General features: G+C 67.2%; 12 protein-coding genes. 7 read left to right on the plus strand and 5 right to left on the minus strand.

Annotated features, from left to right (window positions below; all coding sequences use genetic code 11):
- Positions 1–110: 110 nt before the first annotated feature.
- Positions 111–599 carry a MarR family winged helix-turn-helix transcriptional regulator gene (locus ACCQ01_RS20155; protein ID WP_011035688.1) on the plus strand — a complete coding sequence of 163 codons (489 nt, stop codon included), beginning with the start codon at positions 111–113 and terminating at the stop codon, positions 597–599.
- A 492-nt stretch (positions 600–1,091) separates the two neighbouring features.
- On the opposite strand, the gene ACCQ01_RS20160 is transcribed toward ACCQ01_RS20155, so the two are convergent.
- The 3 genes from ACCQ01_RS20160 to ACCQ01_RS20170 all read right to left on the minus strand — a co-directional run bounded on the left by ACCQ01_RS20160 (position 1,092) and on the right by ACCQ01_RS20170 (position 4,520).
- Positions 1,092–1,682 carry a thioredoxin family protein gene (locus ACCQ01_RS20160; RefSeq protein ID WP_012437177.1) on the minus strand — a complete coding sequence of 197 codons (591 nt, stop codon included), beginning with the start codon at positions 1,680–1,682 and terminating at the stop codon, positions 1,092–1,094.
- A gap of 11 nt (positions 1,683–1,693) precedes the next feature.
- Positions 1,694–3,214: a peptide MFS transporter gene (locus tag ACCQ01_RS20165; protein WP_040940481.1), complete on the minus strand. Its 1,521-nt coding sequence runs from the start codon at positions 3,212–3,214 to the stop codon at positions 1,694–1,696.
- Between the two features lie 409 nt (positions 3,215–3,623).
- Positions 3,624–4,520, minus strand: a complete 897-nt coding sequence (locus ACCQ01_RS20170; protein ID WP_011035685.1) for a tryptophan 2,3-dioxygenase — start codon at positions 4,518–4,520, stop codon at positions 3,624–3,626.
- Positions 4,521–4,923: 403 nt separating this feature from the next.
- Between ACCQ01_RS20170 and ACCQ01_RS20175 the strand changes: the two genes are divergently transcribed.
- The 6 genes from ACCQ01_RS20175 (at position 4,924) to ACCQ01_RS20200 (ending at position 14,514) form a co-directional block, all read left to right on the plus strand.
- A complete protein-coding gene (locus ACCQ01_RS20175) occupies positions 4,924–8,505 on the plus strand; it encodes a lamin tail domain-containing protein (protein WP_228433099.1) in 3,582 nt (1,193 codons plus the stop codon).
- Between the two features lie 177 nt (positions 8,506–8,682).
- Entirely contained in the window at positions 8,683–9,771 is a 1,089-nt protein-coding gene (pdhA, locus tag ACCQ01_RS20180; protein ID WP_042597367.1) for a pyruvate dehydrogenase (acetyl-transferring) E1 component subunit alpha, read from the plus strand.
- Entirely contained in the window at positions 9,764–10,834 is a 1,071-nt protein-coding gene (locus ACCQ01_RS20185) for an alpha-ketoacid dehydrogenase subunit beta (protein WP_042597370.1), read from the plus strand. The genes pdhA and ACCQ01_RS20185 overlap by 8 nt, the downstream gene beginning before the upstream one ends.
- Before the next feature lies 1 nt (position 10,835).
- Positions 10,836–11,219 (plus strand): SH3 domain-containing protein, encoded by a 384-nt coding sequence (locus tag ACCQ01_RS20190; RefSeq protein ID WP_040940478.1) that lies wholly within the window; start codon positions 10,836–10,838, stop codon positions 11,217–11,219.
- Positions 11,216–12,682, plus strand: coding sequence for a dihydrolipoamide acetyltransferase family protein (locus ACCQ01_RS20195; protein ID WP_228433098.1), 1,467 nt, complete (start codon positions 11,216–11,218; stop codon positions 12,680–12,682). The genes ACCQ01_RS20190 and ACCQ01_RS20195 overlap by 4 nt, the downstream gene beginning before the upstream one ends.
- Positions 12,683–13,236: 554 nt before the next feature.
- Positions 13,237–14,514 carry a DEAD/DEAH box helicase gene (locus tag ACCQ01_RS20200; RefSeq protein WP_228433097.1) on the plus strand — a complete coding sequence of 426 codons (1,278 nt, stop codon included), beginning with the start codon at positions 13,237–13,239 and terminating at the stop codon, positions 14,512–14,514.
- Positions 14,515–14,720: 206 nt separating this feature from the next.
- Here the strand turns inward: ACCQ01_RS20200 and ACCQ01_RS20205 are convergent, their stop codons facing one another.
- Both ACCQ01_RS20205 and ACCQ01_RS20210 read right to left on the minus strand, forming a co-directional pair.
- The gene (locus ACCQ01_RS20205; protein WP_042597375.1) at positions 14,721–15,053 is read right to left on the minus strand and encodes a DUF6172 family protein; all 333 of its coding nucleotides are present in this window, start codon (positions 15,051–15,053) and stop codon (positions 14,721–14,723) included.
- A 330-nt stretch (positions 15,054–15,383) separates the two neighbouring features.
- Positions 15,384–16,130, minus strand: a complete 747-nt coding sequence (locus tag ACCQ01_RS20210) for an NADPH-dependent F420 reductase (RefSeq protein WP_115556918.1) — start codon at positions 16,128–16,130, stop codon at positions 15,384–15,386.
- Between the last annotated feature and the right edge of the window lie 324 nt (positions 16,131–16,454).

Genomic DNA, 16,454 nt, shown 5'->3' on the forward strand with positions numbered 1-16,454 from the left:
ACGCTAGGGCGCCCGCGGGGCTATGCGGGGTGGCAGAAGACCCGCGAGAATGCGCAGGCCACCCTCCGTTTGTAGTTGCAAATGAAACCAAAATCAAGACACAGTGCAACATGAGCGATCTCGACACCCCCACACCGTCGCCGCATCCCGTCCTGCTCAACCTCGAGCAGTTCCTGCCCTATCGCCTCAGCGTGCTGTCCAACCGCATCAGCGGCAACATCGCCAAGGTCTACGGCGACCGCTATGGCATGGCCATTCCCGAGTGGCGGGTGATCACCATCCTGGCACTGTATCCGGGCTCCTCGGCCAGTGAAGTGTCAGACCGCACGGCGATGGACAAAGTTGCCGTCAGCCGCGCGGTGGCGCGCCTGCTGGAACGGGGCTTCATCCGCCGCGAAACGCACGGCGACGACCGCCGCCGCTCGATGCTGGCGCTGTCGCCGGCCGGGCGCCAGGTGTACGAAACCGTGGCACCGCTGGTCAACGAGATGGAGCAGCGGCTGATGTCGGTGTTCAGCGCCGAAGAACAGCAGACGCTGGAACGGTTGATCGACCGCTTGGCCAAGGACGGGTTGCCGCGGATGGCCAGCAAGGACTGAGTGCGGGTCTGCGGTGCTGCTTCGGGGAGAAGCGCTGGTTCGGTCGTGCGCTGTGCGCCATCCGCGTTCTGGAAGAGCACGCGTGCGGTCGGTTTGATGCGCCGCATGGCGATGGCGTAAGGCTGGTGCGGCCAGTGTTGCATGTACTGTGGCGTTGGCCTGCGACGTGTGCCGCGACCTGCGGCTACGCAAGCAGAGCCGCGCGGTCTTGCGCAGTCACAGGTTCGCCGCCCACTGCGCGGCTTCCGGTGCGCGCATTTGCAGCCGGCGTCGTCGCACCATTCCCGGCAGAGCGCGGTGCGTTGCCTTGCGCTAGACAGCACGTCCCTGTGGCACCACACCGGTTATCTGCGGCGCTGGGCGTCCACTGCCACGCACCTGCACGCCCGGATCGGCTTGGGCACATGCGGCACGCAGCGATCCAACAAGCCACCCTCAACAAAAACCCCCGCACTGGCGGGGGTTTTGTTTTAACTCCAGCAGGAACCGTGCTCAGGCTTCCGGCGGTGCCCACTGCTTGAGAAAGTCGAACAGCTTCTTGCGGTCGTAGCCATCGCCCTTGCGCAGTTCCGGGCCGGCCTGCAGCGTCAGCGGCTTGCCGTCGTTGTCCAGCACCAGCAGCGAGGGGAAGTCGTTGAGCTGGGCGAACTGCGACAGGAATGCGGCATTCTCGTTGGACGCATCGCGGTTGACCTTGACCACCACGAAATGCGCGTCGCGGAAGCTGCGCAGCTCCGCATCGCCGCCCATCACTTCGTCCAGTGCCTGGCACGGCGCGCACGCGGCATTGCCGACATTGAGCACGATGCGCTTGCCACCGCGCTTGGCTTCGACCTTGGCCGTTTCCAGATCCGCTGCCGGATCGCGCGAGGGGTCGTACTGCGCATTGAGCGCAGCTGCCGCGGCGATATCCGCCGCGGTGGGCGTGTTGCCCGAGGACACCGGTTGGCTGGGATCGGCACTGGGTGGTTTCTGCATGGAAGTGTCCAGCGGCCGTGGCGCCTGTTGCTGGTCGGTGGGCTGCCCACAGGCGCTCAACAGACCTGCCATCAGCAGGCCACAGACAGTCGCTTTGATCGGCATTGCGGTTCTCCTCACTTCACACCATGCATCAGTTTGTTGATCAACGGCGCGATCAGGAACAGCAACGCGCCAGCGCCCAGCAGGGCCCAGAACCCGAAGGTATACCCGCCCAGGGCCGAGGACACGCTCATGCCTTCGCTACCGCTGACATGGCCGGCAAAAATACCCGACAGGTTGTTGCCGATGCCGGTAGACAAAAACCAGCCGCCCATCCCGAAACCGACCAGACGCACCGGGGCCAGCTTGGTCACCATCGACAGGCCGATGGGCGACAGGCACAGCTCACCCACCGACTGAATCACGTAGACCATGAACAAGGTCCAGAACGGGATCTTGCCGGCGTCGCTCACCAGGCTGGAGAGCGCAAACATCAGCAGCAGGAACGCCAGACCGTTGAAGATCAGGCCCAGGCCGAACTTGCGCGGAATGGACGGATTGAAGCGGCCGGACTTGACCCAGATCCAGGCGATCACTGGCGCCAGGGCGATGATGGCGATGGAGTTCACCGACTGGAACCAGGCGGTGGGGAAGGTCCAATCGCCGAACGTGCGGTTGACGATGTTGTCGGCCAGGAAGGTGAACGAGCTACCGGCCTGTTCGAAGAACATCCAGAACAGCACGTTGAAGGCGAAGATGATCAGCATCGCGATCACCTTGTCGCGCTGCACCTTGCCCTCGCGGATGCCTTCGATCAACAGCAGCACCGACAGGCCGATGAACAGCACCGTGAGCACCGCCTGCAGCACATCCGCGCCGACTGCCAGCAGGAAATACACCACCGGGATCGACACCAGGCAGCCGCCCAGCACCATCAGCACACGGCCCATGCCCTGCGCGTTGGGCGCCGGGGCGCCGATGCCGGCCAGCTGACGGCGGCCGATCCAGAACCAGACCAGGCTGATCAGCATGCCCACGCCCGAGGCCATGAACACCATCTTGTAGGACGGCATGGCTTCGGTGCCGAAGACCTTTTCGGCCAGCAGCTGGGTCAGCACCGGCGAGATCATCGCGCCGAGGTTGATGCCCATGTAGAAGATGGTGAACCCGCTGTCGCGGCGCGGGTCGGCCACCGAATACAGCTTGCCGACCATGGTGGAGATGTTGGGTTTGAACAGCCCGTTGCCCACCACGACCGTGGCCAGGCCGATCTCGAACACCACATGGTTGGGCACCGCGATCAGGAACAGGCCCGTGGCCATCACCGCCGCGCCCACCAGAATGGAGCGCTGGTAGCCGAGCACCCGGTCGGCCACGTAGCCGCCGAAGATCGCCGCCGCGTACACCAGCGCCAGATAGGCGCCGTAGGTGCGCCCGGCCGGGGCCTGGCCGCTGGCTTCGCCGCCGAAGAACTGCGCCACGATGTACAGCACCAGCGCCCAACGAATGCCGTAGAACGCAAAGCGTTCCCAGAATTCGGTCATGAACAGCATCCACAGCGGCCGGGGGTGGCCGAGCAAGGTGGGGAACTGGGGAGGCGCAGGCGGTTGCGGCGGAGTGGAAGCGGAAGTCGGCGCGGCAGCGTCAACGCTCATGAAGTATCCCTTGCGTATTCAGTAATGGCTGGGTGCCTGGGGCGAACCCGGGGCGACGCGCGAGGATCACTTAGACGTCATGTACGCGTCAAATTCGCCGGACTCGGCGACCTGATGGGGATGGGTGGAAACGCCCGCATCTCCCACCGCCGCATGCCCGCTTCCCCTCCTCTCGCCGGGAGAAGGTGCCCGCAGGGCGGATGAGGGTGCGATGTCGCTGGTTGGTGCCGATCGCCGAAGTACGAGCATCAGCAAGTAGCTGATCCCGGGGATGAGGCCCGTACCCTCACCCCAACCCCTCTCCCGCCGGGAGAGGGGCTTCGTGCGACTTCTCCACTAAGTGCTTTCCCGAGTAAGTGCTCTCCCGAGCTTCAGCGCCCCCCCTGCGTTGCCAAGCTTTTTGCCTCGCTCAGCGCTTCCCAGCGTCCGCACTCCCCTGCGGCGGTCGGTTGTCCACGCCTACGGACGTACGCACGTCGAACAGCTCCGGGAAGAAGGTCAGTGCCAGGGCCTGCTGCAGGAACCCCACGCCGCTGGAGCCGCCGGTGCCGCGTTTGAAGCCGATCACCCGCATCACCGTGCGCATGTGCCGGAAGCGCCACAGCTGGAATTGGGTTTCCACATCCACCAGGTCTTCGCACAACGAATATTCGCGCCAGTAGCGGTCGGTATTTTCGTAGATGCGCTCGAACACCGGCCGCAGCGTGTCGTCGGCCACGTGCGCGGCGGTCCAGTCGCGGGCCTGGTATTGCTGCGGAATCGCATGCCCGAAGCGCGCCAGGTAACGTAGGAATTCTTCGTACAGGCTAGGGGCTTCCAGTACTTCGCGCAGCCGTGCCTGGCCGGCAGGGTCATAGGCGAACACCTGCAGCATTTGCGGATTCTTGTTGCCCAGCAGGAACTCGATGTAGCGGTATTGCAGCGACTGGAAGCCCGACGAGGGGCCGAGCACATCGCGAAACCCCATGTACTCGCTGGGGGTCAGCGTTTCCAGCACCGACCACTGCTCGGTCAGCTGGCGCAGCACCTGCTTGCTGCGCGCCAGCACCTTGCGGCATTGCCAGACCTCGTCGCGCTGCAGGTGCACGATGGCCGCGCGCAGCTCGTGGGCCAGCAGTTTCAGCCACAGCTCGGAGGTCTGGTGCTGAATGATGAACAGCATTTCGTCGTGGTGCGCCGGCTCGGACAAGGGCTGCTGCGCACTCAGCAACTGGTCCAGGCGCAGGTAGCCGCCGTAGGTCAGCCGCCCTTCCAGATCGGTGTGGATGCCGGGTTCCAGGTCACGCAGGTTCTTGTCGACGGGCATGGGAAAGCGCTGACGATGGGCAGGCAAGGGTAGCGCGGTGGGGCCGGCTTGGCAGCGGGGTGGGAATCGGGATTCGGGATTCGGGATTCGGAAAAGAATGCGCGTCGCTGGTGCTTGGTGCTGAAGATCGGCTCGGACTGGAAGCCTGACTGGCGCGGCAGCAGCGCAGGCACCGCCAAGCACCGGCGGGCTCTGCCATGCCGCTTGCAGTCGCGCCCGGCGGTCCTTCACTGCTGAAAAAACCGACTCTCTCCACAGGCTCAGTCGCAGCCGCTGCGCCGGTGTCACCCTATCGTCAACCTGAGCCTGCAAATTCATGCAGAATCGAACAGCGCTGCCGGCCAGGGACGTGGCCGGATCAGGGGAGCGCTCCACGTCTCAAGGATCAGGGGACTCTCATCTCATGCAAGTGTTGCAGCGTCGTGCAGCCTTATTCGTCTGTGCGCTGGCGTTTGCCGGCCACGCCAGCGCCGAAGTCGTTATCAGCCAGGTCTACGGCGGTGGCGGCAACAGTGGCGCCACCCTCCGCAGCGATTTCATCGAGCTGCACAACACCGGCACCACCACGGTCAGCCTGGACGGCTGGTCGGTGCAATACGCCTCGGCCGCCGGCAGCAGCTGGCAGACCACGCCATTGGCGGGCACGGTGCCGGCCGGTGGCTATTACCTGATCAAACAGGCCGATGGCAGCGGCGGCAGCGTTGCGCTGCCCACGCCCGATGCCACCGGCACGCTGGCCATGAGCGGCACTGCCGGCAAGGTGGCGTTGCGCAACAGTACCGCCGCGCTGAGCGGCACCTGCCCCACCGAATACGCTGATCTGGTCGGCTACGGCAGCAATGCCAGCTGCGCCGAAGGCAACGCGCCCGCCCCGGCGCCCAGCAACACGCTGGCGGTGCTGCGTGGCAGCGAAGGCTGCAGCGACACCAACAACAACGCCGCCGATTTCGCCGCTGGCGCCCCGGCCCCGCGCAATGCCGCCAGCGGCGCACGGCTGTGCAGCGGTGGCGGCCAGCCGATCGCCACGCTGGCCGATGTCAGCCAGGCCGAAGGCAACGCCGGCAGCCGCAGCGTCGTGTTCACGCTGAGCCTGAGCCAGCCGGCCGGTGCCGGTGGCGTGCGCTTCACCGCCGCCACCGCCAATGGCACCGCCATGGCCGGCAGCGACTACGTGGCCCTGCCCGCCACCAGCGTGCAGATCGCCGCAGGCGAGCGCACTGCGACCGTCGCGGTAGAGGTGCTGGGTGACACCACGCCCGAACCCGATGAAACCTTCACCCTGCAGATCAGCGGCCTCACCGGCGCGCTGCCGGCTACGCTGAGCGCCACCGGCACCATCGTCAACGACGATTTCCAGCTGCTGCCGATCCACGCCATCCAGCGCAAGGGCGCACGCTCGCCGCTGGAAGGCCAGGTAGTGGCGACCTCCGGGATCGTCACTGCGCGCCGCAGCGCCGGTTTCTTCCTGCAGGCGCCCACGGCCGAAGCCGATGCCGACACGGCCACCTCCGAGGGCGTCTACGTCTATACCGGCAGCGCCCCGCCGGACACCGCCGCCATCGGCAACCGGGTGCGCGTGCAGGGCACGGTGATCGAATACGTGCCCACCGCCGACCCGACCCAGCCGCCGCTGACCGAAATTGGCGGCACCCTGACCGTGCTGCTGGATTCCACCGGCAATGCGCTGCCTGAGCCCGTGCTGCTGAGCGCGGCCCTGCCCAACCCGAATGGCGCCTTTGATCAGCTCGAAGCGCTGGAAGGCATGCGCGTGGCGGCGCCCAGCCTCACCGTCAATGCGCCCACCGGCGGCAACGTCAACGAGACCACCGCCACCGCCACCAGCAACGGCGTTTTCCATGCCGTGGTCAGCGAATTGCCGCGCGCCTTCCGCGAGCCCGGCGTGCAACTGCCCGACCCCTTGCCGGCCGGCTCGCCGGCGGGCGTGCCGCGCTGGAACACCAATCCGGAAGTGATCGCCGTCGGCAGTGCCGGGGTGGGCGCCGAGCGCCTGGATCTGGCCGCCGGCTGCCGCGTGTTCAACGTCGTCGGCCCGCTGGATTACAGCTTCCGCCGCTACACGCTGTACCCGGAACGCACCCCGCAGGTGAGCTGCACCGGTGCCGACCAGCCGCGTCCGGCGCCGCGGCCGCAAGCCGACGACGTGGCCGTGGCCACTTACAACATGGAGCGCTTCTTCGACGACCAGAACGACCCGGCGATCGGCGAGCCGGTACTCACCCCGGCTGCATTCCAGGCCCGCCTCAACAAGGCCTCGCTGGCGATCCGCAACTACCTGCACACGCCCGACATCCTGGGCACGGTGGAAGTGGAAAACATCAGCGTGCTGCAGACCCTGGCTGCCCGCATCAACGCCGACGCCGTGGCCGCCGGCCAGCAGGATCCCAAGTACGTGGCGTATCTGCAGGAAGGCAATGACGTTGGCGGCATCGACGTCGGCTTCCTGGTCAAGACTGCCGACGTCAGCGGCGGTGTACCGCGCGTCGAAGTGGTTTCGGTGGCGCAGGAAGGCAAGGCCACCACCTGGACCGAACCGGGCGGCGCGGTGAGCCTGCTCAACGACCGCCCGCCGCTGGTGCTCAGCACCCGCGTGCATCAGGCCGACGGCCGCGTGCTGCCGCTGACCACCATCGTGGTGCATCAGCGCTCGCTCAACGGCGCCGAAACCGATGACGCCGCCGGCACCCGCATCCGGGCCAAGCGCCAGGCGCAGGCCAGCTACCTGGCGCGTTTGCTGCAGGCGCGCCAGCAGCTGGATCCGGCCGAACGCGTGCTGGTGATGGGCGACTTCAACGCCTTCGAGTTCAACGATGGCTATGTGGACGCGATGGGCACGGTCACCGGCAAGCCGGCCGCGGATGCGCAGACGGTGGTCAGCGGTGATGGTATCGATCTGGTTGACCCGGACTACACCGACCTGACCTGGTTCAACACACCGGACCAGAGTTACTCGTATGCGTTCGACGGCAACGTGCAGTCGCTGGACCACATCCTGGCCAACGACGCCTTGATGCGCGCATCCAACATCGCCTCGTTGTCGGTGGGCCACGCACGCATCAATGCCGACTTCCCCGGCACCGCGCGCAACGATGCCAATACGCCCACGCGTCTTTCCGATCACGATCCCACCGTGGTGCTGTTGCGCATGACGCCGCAGGTGCATGCAGACATGCGCGTAGCGGTCACTGCAGCACGTGATCAGGTGCTCGAAGGCGAGCGCATCGACTACACCGTGGATGTGGAAAACGGCGGTCCGGATCGGGCACCGTTCACAGCGCTCGCGCTGGTGTTCGACCTCCCGGTGCAAGCCCGCATCACCGCGCCCGCCGGTTGGATCTGCCAAAACCTAACCAATGCCACGCAGACCACGTTCACCTGCAACATCCCGCTCCTGGCCGCCGGCAACGCGCAGAGCTTCACCGTGCAGCTGGATGCCGGTGCGGACCTGGCGGGCCGCACCCTCACCCTGGCCGCCTCGGTCGCCTCTCAATCGCCCGACCCGCAGCCGGACAACAACACCGACACCGCCAAGGTGGCCGTGCAGGCCCGGTTGCGCAGCGATCTGGCGGTGCGTCTGGAAGGCCCCGCCAGCCTGCCGACCACCGCCTTCAACGCGAGCTATCGCGTGCTGGTGGACAACCGCGGCAACGCACCGGCAACCGGCGTCAGCGTGCGCGTGGAGGGCAACACGCTGTCTGCGCTGTCGCTGCTGGTGGCCCCACGCGGCTGGCGCTGCGACAAGCAGCTGCAGTCGCTGCGCAGTGCGGTGTTCGTCTGCACCACTGCGGCTGCGCTGCAGCCCGGTGCGCAGACCGCCTTCCAGCTGAGCGTGGCGACCAAGCCGATCCCGGCCGAACGCGCGGTGCAGGTGCAGGCCACAGCCAGCTCCAGTTCACCGGATGCGAACCCGGCCGACAACGCTGCGCGGATCAGCACCCCGATCGGAGGCGGCGCCGGGCTGCGTTGATCGCACTGCAACACGTCGCAGTTTTCAACTGTGGCAAAGGGCGCGGCCTGGTCCGTGCCCTTTTTTTTGTGCAACCCAGCATCATTGTGTGCTGCGGTGCAGGACAGCTTTTTGCTTCGCCGTCCTTAACATCGCAACTCATATCATTTGAAACTTCTTGATGAAGGTGTCGCCGCAATGAGCGTAGCCGCGCAGTTCGAAATCGAATATCTGCAATACATGGACGCGGACGGCCAGTTGGTCCGCGACGATCTGCCGGCCGACGCCGCCAACCCGCAACAGTTGCTCGCCCTGTTCAAGCGCATGCTGTTCGTGCGCACCTTCGACAGCAAGTCGATCGCGCTGCAGCGCACCGGCAAGCTCGGCACCTACGCCGCCAGCCTGGGCCACGAGGCCACCCATGTGGGCATCGGTGCCTCGATGCGCAGCGGCGATGTGTTCGCGCCCAGCTACCGTGAATATGGCACCATGTTCGAACGCGGCGTGCGTCCACGCGATGTGCTGCTGTACTGGGGCGGCGACGAGCGCGGCAGCGACTACCCGCGCGATGCCGATGCGGCGATCGACTTCCCGATCTGCGTGCCGATTTCCACCCAATGCCTGCACGCGGCCGGCTCGGCGCTGTCGTTCAAGCTGCAGGGCAAGGCGCAGGTGGCGGTGGCGTGCTGCGGCGATGGCGGCAGCTCCAAGACCGACTTCTACGCCGCGCTCAACTCGGCCGGCGCCTACAAGCTGCCGCTGATCCTGTGCGTGATCAACAACGGCTGGGCGATCTCGGTGCCGCGCTCGGCGCAGACCGGTGCGCAGACGCTGGCACAGAAGGGCCTGGCCGGCGGCCTGCATTGCCTGCAGGTGGACGGTAACGACCTCATCGCCGTGCTCGAAGCCATGCGCCAGGCACGTGCGCGCGCCCTGGCCGGCGATGGCGGCACCGTGATCGAATTCCTCACCTATCGCCTCACCGACCACACCACCGCCGACGACGCCCGCCGCTATCGTGGCGAGGACGAAGTGAAGCAGGCCTGGGCACGCGAACCGATGCTGCGCCTGCGCCGCTATCTCACCGCGCAAGGTCTGTGGGACGAGGCGCAGGAAGACGCCTGGAAGGCCGAGTGCGGCGCGCGCATCGACGAAGAGGTCAATGCGTACCTCAATACCCCGGTGCAGCCGGTGGAAGCGATGTTCGATTATCTGTACGGCGACCCGCCGGCCGAACTACTGGCCCAGCGCGCCGAGGTCATCGCCCTGGAGGCCCGTCATGGATGAGCTCAACCACGCACAGCTCGCCGGCTCACAGCAGGCCAGTGCCCCTTACAACGCCGCTGCCACGCGCGGAGAGATCGCCATGAGTTCGCCCATCACCCTGATCGAAGCCATCACCCAGGCGCTGGCCTGGGAGCTGGAACACGACCCCGCGGTGCTGGTGCTGGGCGAGGACGTGGGCGTCAACGGCGGCGTGTTCCGCGCCACCGCCGGCCTGCAGCAGCGCTTCGGCAGCGCGCGCGTGCTCGACACGCCGCTGGATGAAACCACCATCGCCGGGCTGAGCGTCGGCCTGGCCGCGCAAGGCATGAAGCCGGTGGCCGAAGCGCAGTTCGACGGCTTCGTGTATCCCATGGTCGATCACCTGATCTGCCACGCCGCACGCCTGCGCAACCGCACCCGTGGCCGCCTGCATTGCCCGATGGTGCTGCGCGTGCCGTGGGGCGGCGGCATCCGCGCACCGGAACATCACAGCGAGGCCAACGAAGCCATCTTCACCAACGTGCCCGGTTTGCGTGTGGTGCTGCCGTCCTCGCCGCAGCGTGCCTACGGCCTGTTGCTGGCCGCGATCCGCGACCCGGATCCGGTGATCTACATGGAGCCCAAGCGCATCTACCGCCAGTACAAGGAAGTGGTGGCCAATGACGGCGAAGCGCTGCCGCTGGATGTCTGCTTCGTGCTGCGCGACGGCACCGACGTCACCCTGGTGACCTGGGGCGCGCAGGTGAAGGAAGCGCTGGAAGCAGCCGACAAACTGGCCGGCGAAGGCATCAGCGCCGAAGTCATCGACGTGGCCACGCTGCGCCCGCTGGATTTCGACACCATTGCCGAATCGGTCGCCAAGACCGGCCGCTGCGTGATCGTGCAGGAAGCCCCGCGCACCGCCGGCTTCGGTGCGGAGATCGCTGCGCAGCTGGCCGAAAAATCGATGTACGACCTGCTCGCCCCGGTGGAACGGGTGACCGGCTATGACACGCATATCCCGCTGTTCCGGCTGGAGATGAAGTTCCTGCCCAGCGTGGAGCGCATCGTCACCGCCGCCCGCCGCGCGGTGGCTGCCGGCTGACATGCGCGCCCGCCTGCTTTGCGACTACCGCGCCGCTTACGCCAACCCGATCCGCTTCCATGCCGGCCAGCAGGTCGCCATTGGGGTGCGCGATGAAGAATGGCCGGCGTTTGCCTGGGTGAACACCGGCGAAGGCCACGCCGGCTGGGCGCCGGTGGCCTGGCTGCGCCCGCTGGGCGACGGCCTAGCCGAAGCGCTGCGTGATTACGATGCACGCGAGCTCGATGCCCACCAGGGCGAGCACGTGCTGCTGCATTACGAACACGGGGGGTGGTGGTGGTCCGAGCGTGCCGATGGCACGCAGGGCTGGCTGCCGGCCGCCGACCTCGAACTCCTCGACGACACCACGCCGCAGCTGCAGACGGCGCAAGAGAACCTGCCATGAGCGAAGCCAAGAATTTCCACCTGCCCGACCTGGGCGAAGGCCTGCCCGACGCCACGATCGTCGAATGGTTCGTCAAGGAGGGCGACCCCGTGCGCCTGGACGACCCGCTAGTGTCGATGGAGACCGCCAAGGCGGTGGTCGAAGTGCCCTCGCCGTTCTCCGGCACCGTGGTCAAGCTGGCCGGCGCGGCCGGCGATGTGATCACCACCGGTGCGGTGCTGGCGCAGTTCGCGCTGGATGCCTCGCAGCCGCAGCGTGCCGACGGCCAGGATACCGGCCACGGGCATGGCCATGGCGCGCCTGCCGCAGCGCCGACTCCAAGCACCGGCGAAAGCGCGGCCGGCCCCACCACCCGCGTGGTGGCCTCCGATGAGGGCGGCGAGATTGCCGATGCCGACAGCGACGGTGGCCGCGACGATGCCGGCACCGTGGTCGGCGCGATGCAGAGCTCCAACGCCGTGCAGAGCGAGCAGGCCATCGCCGTGGGCGGCGTGCGCGCCATGCCGGTGGTGCGCGCGCTCGCACGCAAGTTGCGCGTGGACCTGACCCAGGTGCGCGCCACCGGCCCCGATGGCACGGTGACGCTGGCAGACGTGAAGCAGGCAGCGGCGGCAGGCACGGCGCAGGCCGTGCGCGGCGCAGTGATCGCGCCAATCGGCGGCGCAGCGGCGGCAAGCCTTGGCGGTGATCATGGGCAGCGCCCGGCCGCAGCCGGCACGACGTCGCCGCAGGCCAGCAACACCACGCGCACTGCCGACCAGGCGCGCTCCACGCTGTCGGCCAGCGGCAAGCCGATGCGCACGCAATCGCCGGGCACCCTGGTCAAGGGCCAGCCCGAACAGCTCAAGGGCGTGCGCCGCAACATGGCACGCGTGATGGCCGATGCGCACAGCAAGGTGGTGCCCACCACGCTCAACGACGACGCCGACCTGCACGCCTGGCAACCCGGCAACGACGTCACCGTGCGTCTGGTGCGCGGCATCGTGCGCGCCTGCCAGGCCGTGCCCGCGCTCAACGCCTGGTTCGACGGCGAGGCGCTGAGCCGCACGCTGCACCCGCAGGTGGACATCGGCATTGCGGTGGACACCGAAGAAGGCCTGTTCGTGCCGGCACTGCGCAACGCCGACATGCTGGACGCGCACGGCATCCGCGAGAGCATCAATCGCCTGCGCCAGCAGGTGGAAAACCGCAGCATCGCCGCGTCCGAGCTGAGCGGCTACACCATCTCGCTGTCCAACTTCGGCATGTTTGCCGGCCGCTACGCCACACCGGTGGTGGTGCCGCCGTGCGTGGCGATCGTCGCCGCAGGCCGTGCGCGCTACCAGGTCACCCCGGTGATGGGCGGGGTGGAAACCCACAAGGTCATGCCGCTGTCGCTGACCTTCGACCACCGCGCCGCCACCGGCGGCGAAGCGGCGCGTTTCCTGCGCGCACTGATCGACGATCTGGCATTGGCCAACTGAGTGGTTGCCCAGTGGCGCCAGATGGCGTCACTGGGCTGTTGCAGCGCCCCGCGGCCGCGCACCTGCTAGATGCTGCCTTGCGCCCTGCTGCTGTCGTGCGCTCTGCGCCAGACCCTATTGAAGACGTGCAACCGCACTGCGTGCTGCACCGCAGTTCCCCATGACGATTCGTCTGTGCGGAATGTTGGTTTGTGCGCGCAGTGATGCACGCAATTCCGCCAGTGGTTTTCAGGCTGTTTGCCCGTAAGCTGAGGAAGCCAGGCACGCCGCATGCTCAAACCCATGCGGCATTTGCGTGCCTGCACTGACAGATCGAGTGCGCCGCGCCTTTGCACCTGGCTGCGCTACAGCACGACACCGCAGCATGGGTAGCCGCATGCTGCTGCACGGCAGACACCTCGGAACAACAGCCTGCATAGCGCCACCACGACGCGCTCCCTCGCCTGCGTTGATGCCGGCCCCGGAGCGTCCGTTTTCCTTCGCAGACACAGGCATAGAACCCCCATCACGCCCACAGTCAGCCGCTGCGCCGCAAATGGCCGGATAATCGCCGCATGTCATTTGCCCACCTCTCGCTGTCGCCAACGCTGCAGCCCTGTTTCGATACCGCACTGGCCAAGGCCGGGCACCACACGCCCACGCCGATCCAGCAGCAGGCAATTCCGGCCATGCTGGCCGGGCGCGACCTGATCGCCATGGCGCAGACCGGCTCCGGCAAAACGCTGGCCTATGCGCTGCCGCTGCTGCAACAGTGCATGCAGGCGCCAGACCAGGCGCCGCGCGTGCTCGGTGGCTTGATCCTGGTGCCCACCCGCGAACTGGCCGCCCAGGTGGAGCAGAGCCTGCTGCAGCTGGCCGCGCATCTACCGCGACGGCTGAAGATCGTCGCCGCCACCGGCGGCAGCTCCATCAACCCGCAGCTGATGGCATTGCGGGGCGGCGCCGACATCGTGGTGGCCACGCCGGGGCGCCTGCTGGACCTGGTGGAACACAACGCGCTGCAGCTGGGCACAGTGGCCACGCTGGTGCTGGACGAAGCCGACCGCCTGCTCGACCTGGGCTTTGGCGCCGAGCTCGAACGCATCCTGGCGCTGCTGCCGGCGCAGCGGCAGAGCGTGCTGTTTTCGGCCACCTTTCCGCCGGCGATCACGGTCTTGGCCAAGCGCCGCCTGCGCGACCCGCTGCGCATCACCATTGCGGCCACCCCGGAGCAGGCCCCGGCGATCGCGCAGCGCGCCATCGCCGTGGACGCCGGCCTGCGCACCCAGCTGGTGCGGCAGTTGCTGCAGGACCACGGCTGGCCGCAGCTGCTGGTGTTCGTCGCCAGTCGGCACACCGCTGAAAAAGTCGCCGAGAAGCTGGAAAAAACCGGCATCACCGCACTGCCGCTGCATGGTGACCTGAGCCAGGGCCGGCGCGAGCGCACGCTGCACGCCTTCAAACAGGCCGAGGTGCAGGTGCTGGTGGCCACCGATCTGGCCGCGCGCGGCATCGACATCGCCGCGCTGCCCGCGGTGCTCAACTACGACCTGCCCCGCGCCACGGTCGACTACACCCACCGCATCGGCCGCACCGCGCGGGCCGGTGCCAGCGGCACCGCGATCAGCTTCGTCACACCGGAGAGCCAGCCGCAGTGGCGCCTGATCGAAAAACGTGAGGGTGTGCGCGTACCGATCGAGGTGTTGGCAGGCTTCGAGCCGATGGCCGCGGCGCAGACCGATGCAACCGCGCGTGCGCCGGACGCCACCGGCGGCATCAAGGGCAAGCGACCGAACAAGAAGGACAAGCTACGCGCGGCCCAGGCCGCCGCGGCATCCGGCGACCAGCACTGACACCGGCGCGCCGATGGTGCGCTTCAACCCCAGTGGGGTGCGGCTGGTGCGTAGGCGCGTGGTAAGCCTGCGCATGCAGTGACGTCCAGCGGGCCTGCTTGCAGCGCAGCACGTGCGGCGACCTGCGTGGCCTGCACCGTCATCCAGCAGTGTCAGGTAGCCGCTGCAGTGCCCGGACTACCGCAGCGCGCAGGTACGGGACGCTCTTAGTCCTGCTCGAAATCCAGCTCGTCGCCGTGGTCGCTTTCGCCGGCTACACGCGGGGTGCGCTTGCCCGGCTTGCGCAGGATCTCCACGAAATATTGGTCGCCGCCTTCGCTGGTCAGCGCATTGATCGCCCGGATCAACTCGGCCGGCGGCAGCGGCGTGGCGCTGGCTTCGTCCACGCCAAAGCGCATATCGAAATCCCAGTAATCGGCGCCTTCCGGCAGGTCCTTGCGGCGCTCGCGGCGGATGTACTTGCGGATATCGTTCTTGCTGGCTTCCAGCAGACGGTCGCGGTTCTTGCCTTCGAGGTTGAGCTGGTAAGTCTTGCGCATGGGGACATCGTTCCGGAACTGGCCGCCTATTGTGAGGCCGCGCGGCCGTTCTGGGTGAATCGCCGGCCACAGCGGCCTTGAGGTCACGCGCCGGCTGCACAGCCTGGCGGTGTCAGAAGACGGGCTTGCGACGATCAGGGCAGTGACGCCTGATGCAGAAGCGCTGATCAAGGCAACGATATCTGACAGACGCGCTACCGGTTGAAGCAGTGCCGCCACGCGGACGCGCTAGCCAGGCGATAGACGCCAGACTGGCAGCACGCTGCCCCACCGACCAGCGCTTCACCCGGCGGCACTCCAGCGCCGTCCCGGTGGCACGCACCGGCAGGCTCAGTCGGCGGTGTTCAACGCACGATTCATCGCAATGATCTGCGCATGGCTGGGATTGGGGCCGAGCTTGGCGAACCACTGCGGCAGCTGATCGCGCTTGCCCGGCGCCACACCCGGGACCGCTGCGGCCAGCGCTGCGCGCATGCGCGCTGCGTCGTCGTCGCAGCAATATGCCGGGGTGCCTGGCTGCTGCCGCCAGGAGTCGGCTAGCGCGCCACCATCGACAGGATCGAAACCGACCTGGTCCACCAGCTGCATCACGGTCTGCTTGGCGGCGGCATCGTCGCCGGCCACCGCGACCGCCAGACGCCCTGCACTGCCGGCCGGGGTGCCGCGCTCGGCCAGCGAGTCGGCCAGAATGTTGTTGAACGCCTTGATCACCGGCCGGCCGATCTGCTCGGACACCCAGGCGCTTTCCGGCGTGCCGGCGTCGAGCGCGGCAATGCGCGCATCGCGCATGCCCGGGTAATAGTTGCTGGTGTCGATCACCGGCACCTGTGGCGGCACTGCGTCGAACAGCCCGGCTGCAAGCTCGGCAATGGCGGGCAATGGAATCGCAAGCACGATCACATCGACATCGCGCACCACCTCGCGCACATCCGCCGGGGTGACGCCGATCTCTTGCGCAAACGCGCGCACGCCCTGCTCACCGCGCGAATTGGCAACGCGGACGTCGTGTTGCGCGGCATGCAGCTTGCGCGCCAGGGTGCCGCCGATATTGCCGGTTCCAATGATTCCAATCCGCATCGGTGTCAGTGCCTCATCACGTGGTCAAGTCACCAGTGTTGGGGCCGCGTGCCGCAATGAGAAGAACGCACGAAAAAGTAAGTGACTTACCGAGGCCACCGCACGGCCACGCGCGACGGGGACTGTGGCGACCCGCAAAAACGCCTGGATGGGCCGCATCCACCGCCGATGCACTGCGTGTGCTCAAGGGCAAACGAAGCACGTCAGGTCAACGCACTGCGGCGCGAGACCTTGCATGGGAATGAGCGTGACATAACGCGACACCGCAGCCGTGGGCGTGCGAACCGCGATATTTCTGCAGCGCAAACGTGCGTCACCGAATCG

The organism is Xanthomonas sp. NCPPB 4037, assembly GCF_041475695.2.
GTDB classification, from domain to species: Bacteria; Pseudomonadota; Gammaproteobacteria; order Xanthomonadales; family Xanthomonadaceae; genus Xanthomonas; species Xanthomonas campestris.

Bases quoted from the DNA above. Each gene is read 5' to 3' on its own strand.
- ACCQ01_RS20155 (WP_011035688.1), top strand. From the start codon at position 111: ATGAGCGATCTCGACACCCCCACACCGTCGCCGCATCCCGTCCTGCTC.
- ACCQ01_RS20160 (WP_012437177.1), bottom strand. From the start codon at position 1,682: ATGCCGATCAAAGCGACTGTCTGTGGCCTGCTGATGGCAGGTCTGTTG.
- ACCQ01_RS20165 (WP_040940481.1), bottom strand. From the start codon at position 3,214: ATGAGCGTTGACGCTGCCGCGCCGACTTCCGCTTCCACTCCGCCGCAA.
- ACCQ01_RS20170 (WP_011035685.1), bottom strand. From the start codon at position 4,520: ATGCCCGTCGACAAGAACCTGCGTGACCTGGAACCCGGCATCCACACC.
- ACCQ01_RS20175 (WP_228433099.1), top strand. From the start codon at position 4,924: ATGCAAGTGTTGCAGCGTCGTGCAGCCTTATTCGTCTGTGCGCTGGCG.
- pdhA (WP_042597367.1), top strand. From the start codon at position 8,683: ATGAGCGTAGCCGCGCAGTTCGAAATCGAATATCTGCAATACATGGAC.
- ACCQ01_RS20185 (WP_042597370.1), top strand. From the start codon at position 9,764: ATGGATGAGCTCAACCACGCACAGCTCGCCGGCTCACAGCAGGCCAGT.
- ACCQ01_RS20190 (WP_040940478.1), top strand. From the start codon at position 10,836: ATGCGCGCCCGCCTGCTTTGCGACTACCGCGCCGCTTACGCCAACCCG.
- ACCQ01_RS20195 (WP_228433098.1), top strand. From the start codon at position 11,216: ATGAGCGAAGCCAAGAATTTCCACCTGCCCGACCTGGGCGAAGGCCTG.
- ACCQ01_RS20200 (WP_228433097.1), top strand. From the start codon at position 13,237: ATGTCATTTGCCCACCTCTCGCTGTCGCCAACGCTGCAGCCCTGTTTC.
- ACCQ01_RS20205 (WP_042597375.1), bottom strand. From the start codon at position 15,053: ATGCGCAAGACTTACCAGCTCAACCTCGAAGGCAAGAACCGCGACCGT.
- ACCQ01_RS20210 (WP_115556918.1), bottom strand. From the start codon at position 16,130: ATGCGGATTGGAATCATTGGAACCGGCAATATCGGCGGCACCCTGGCG.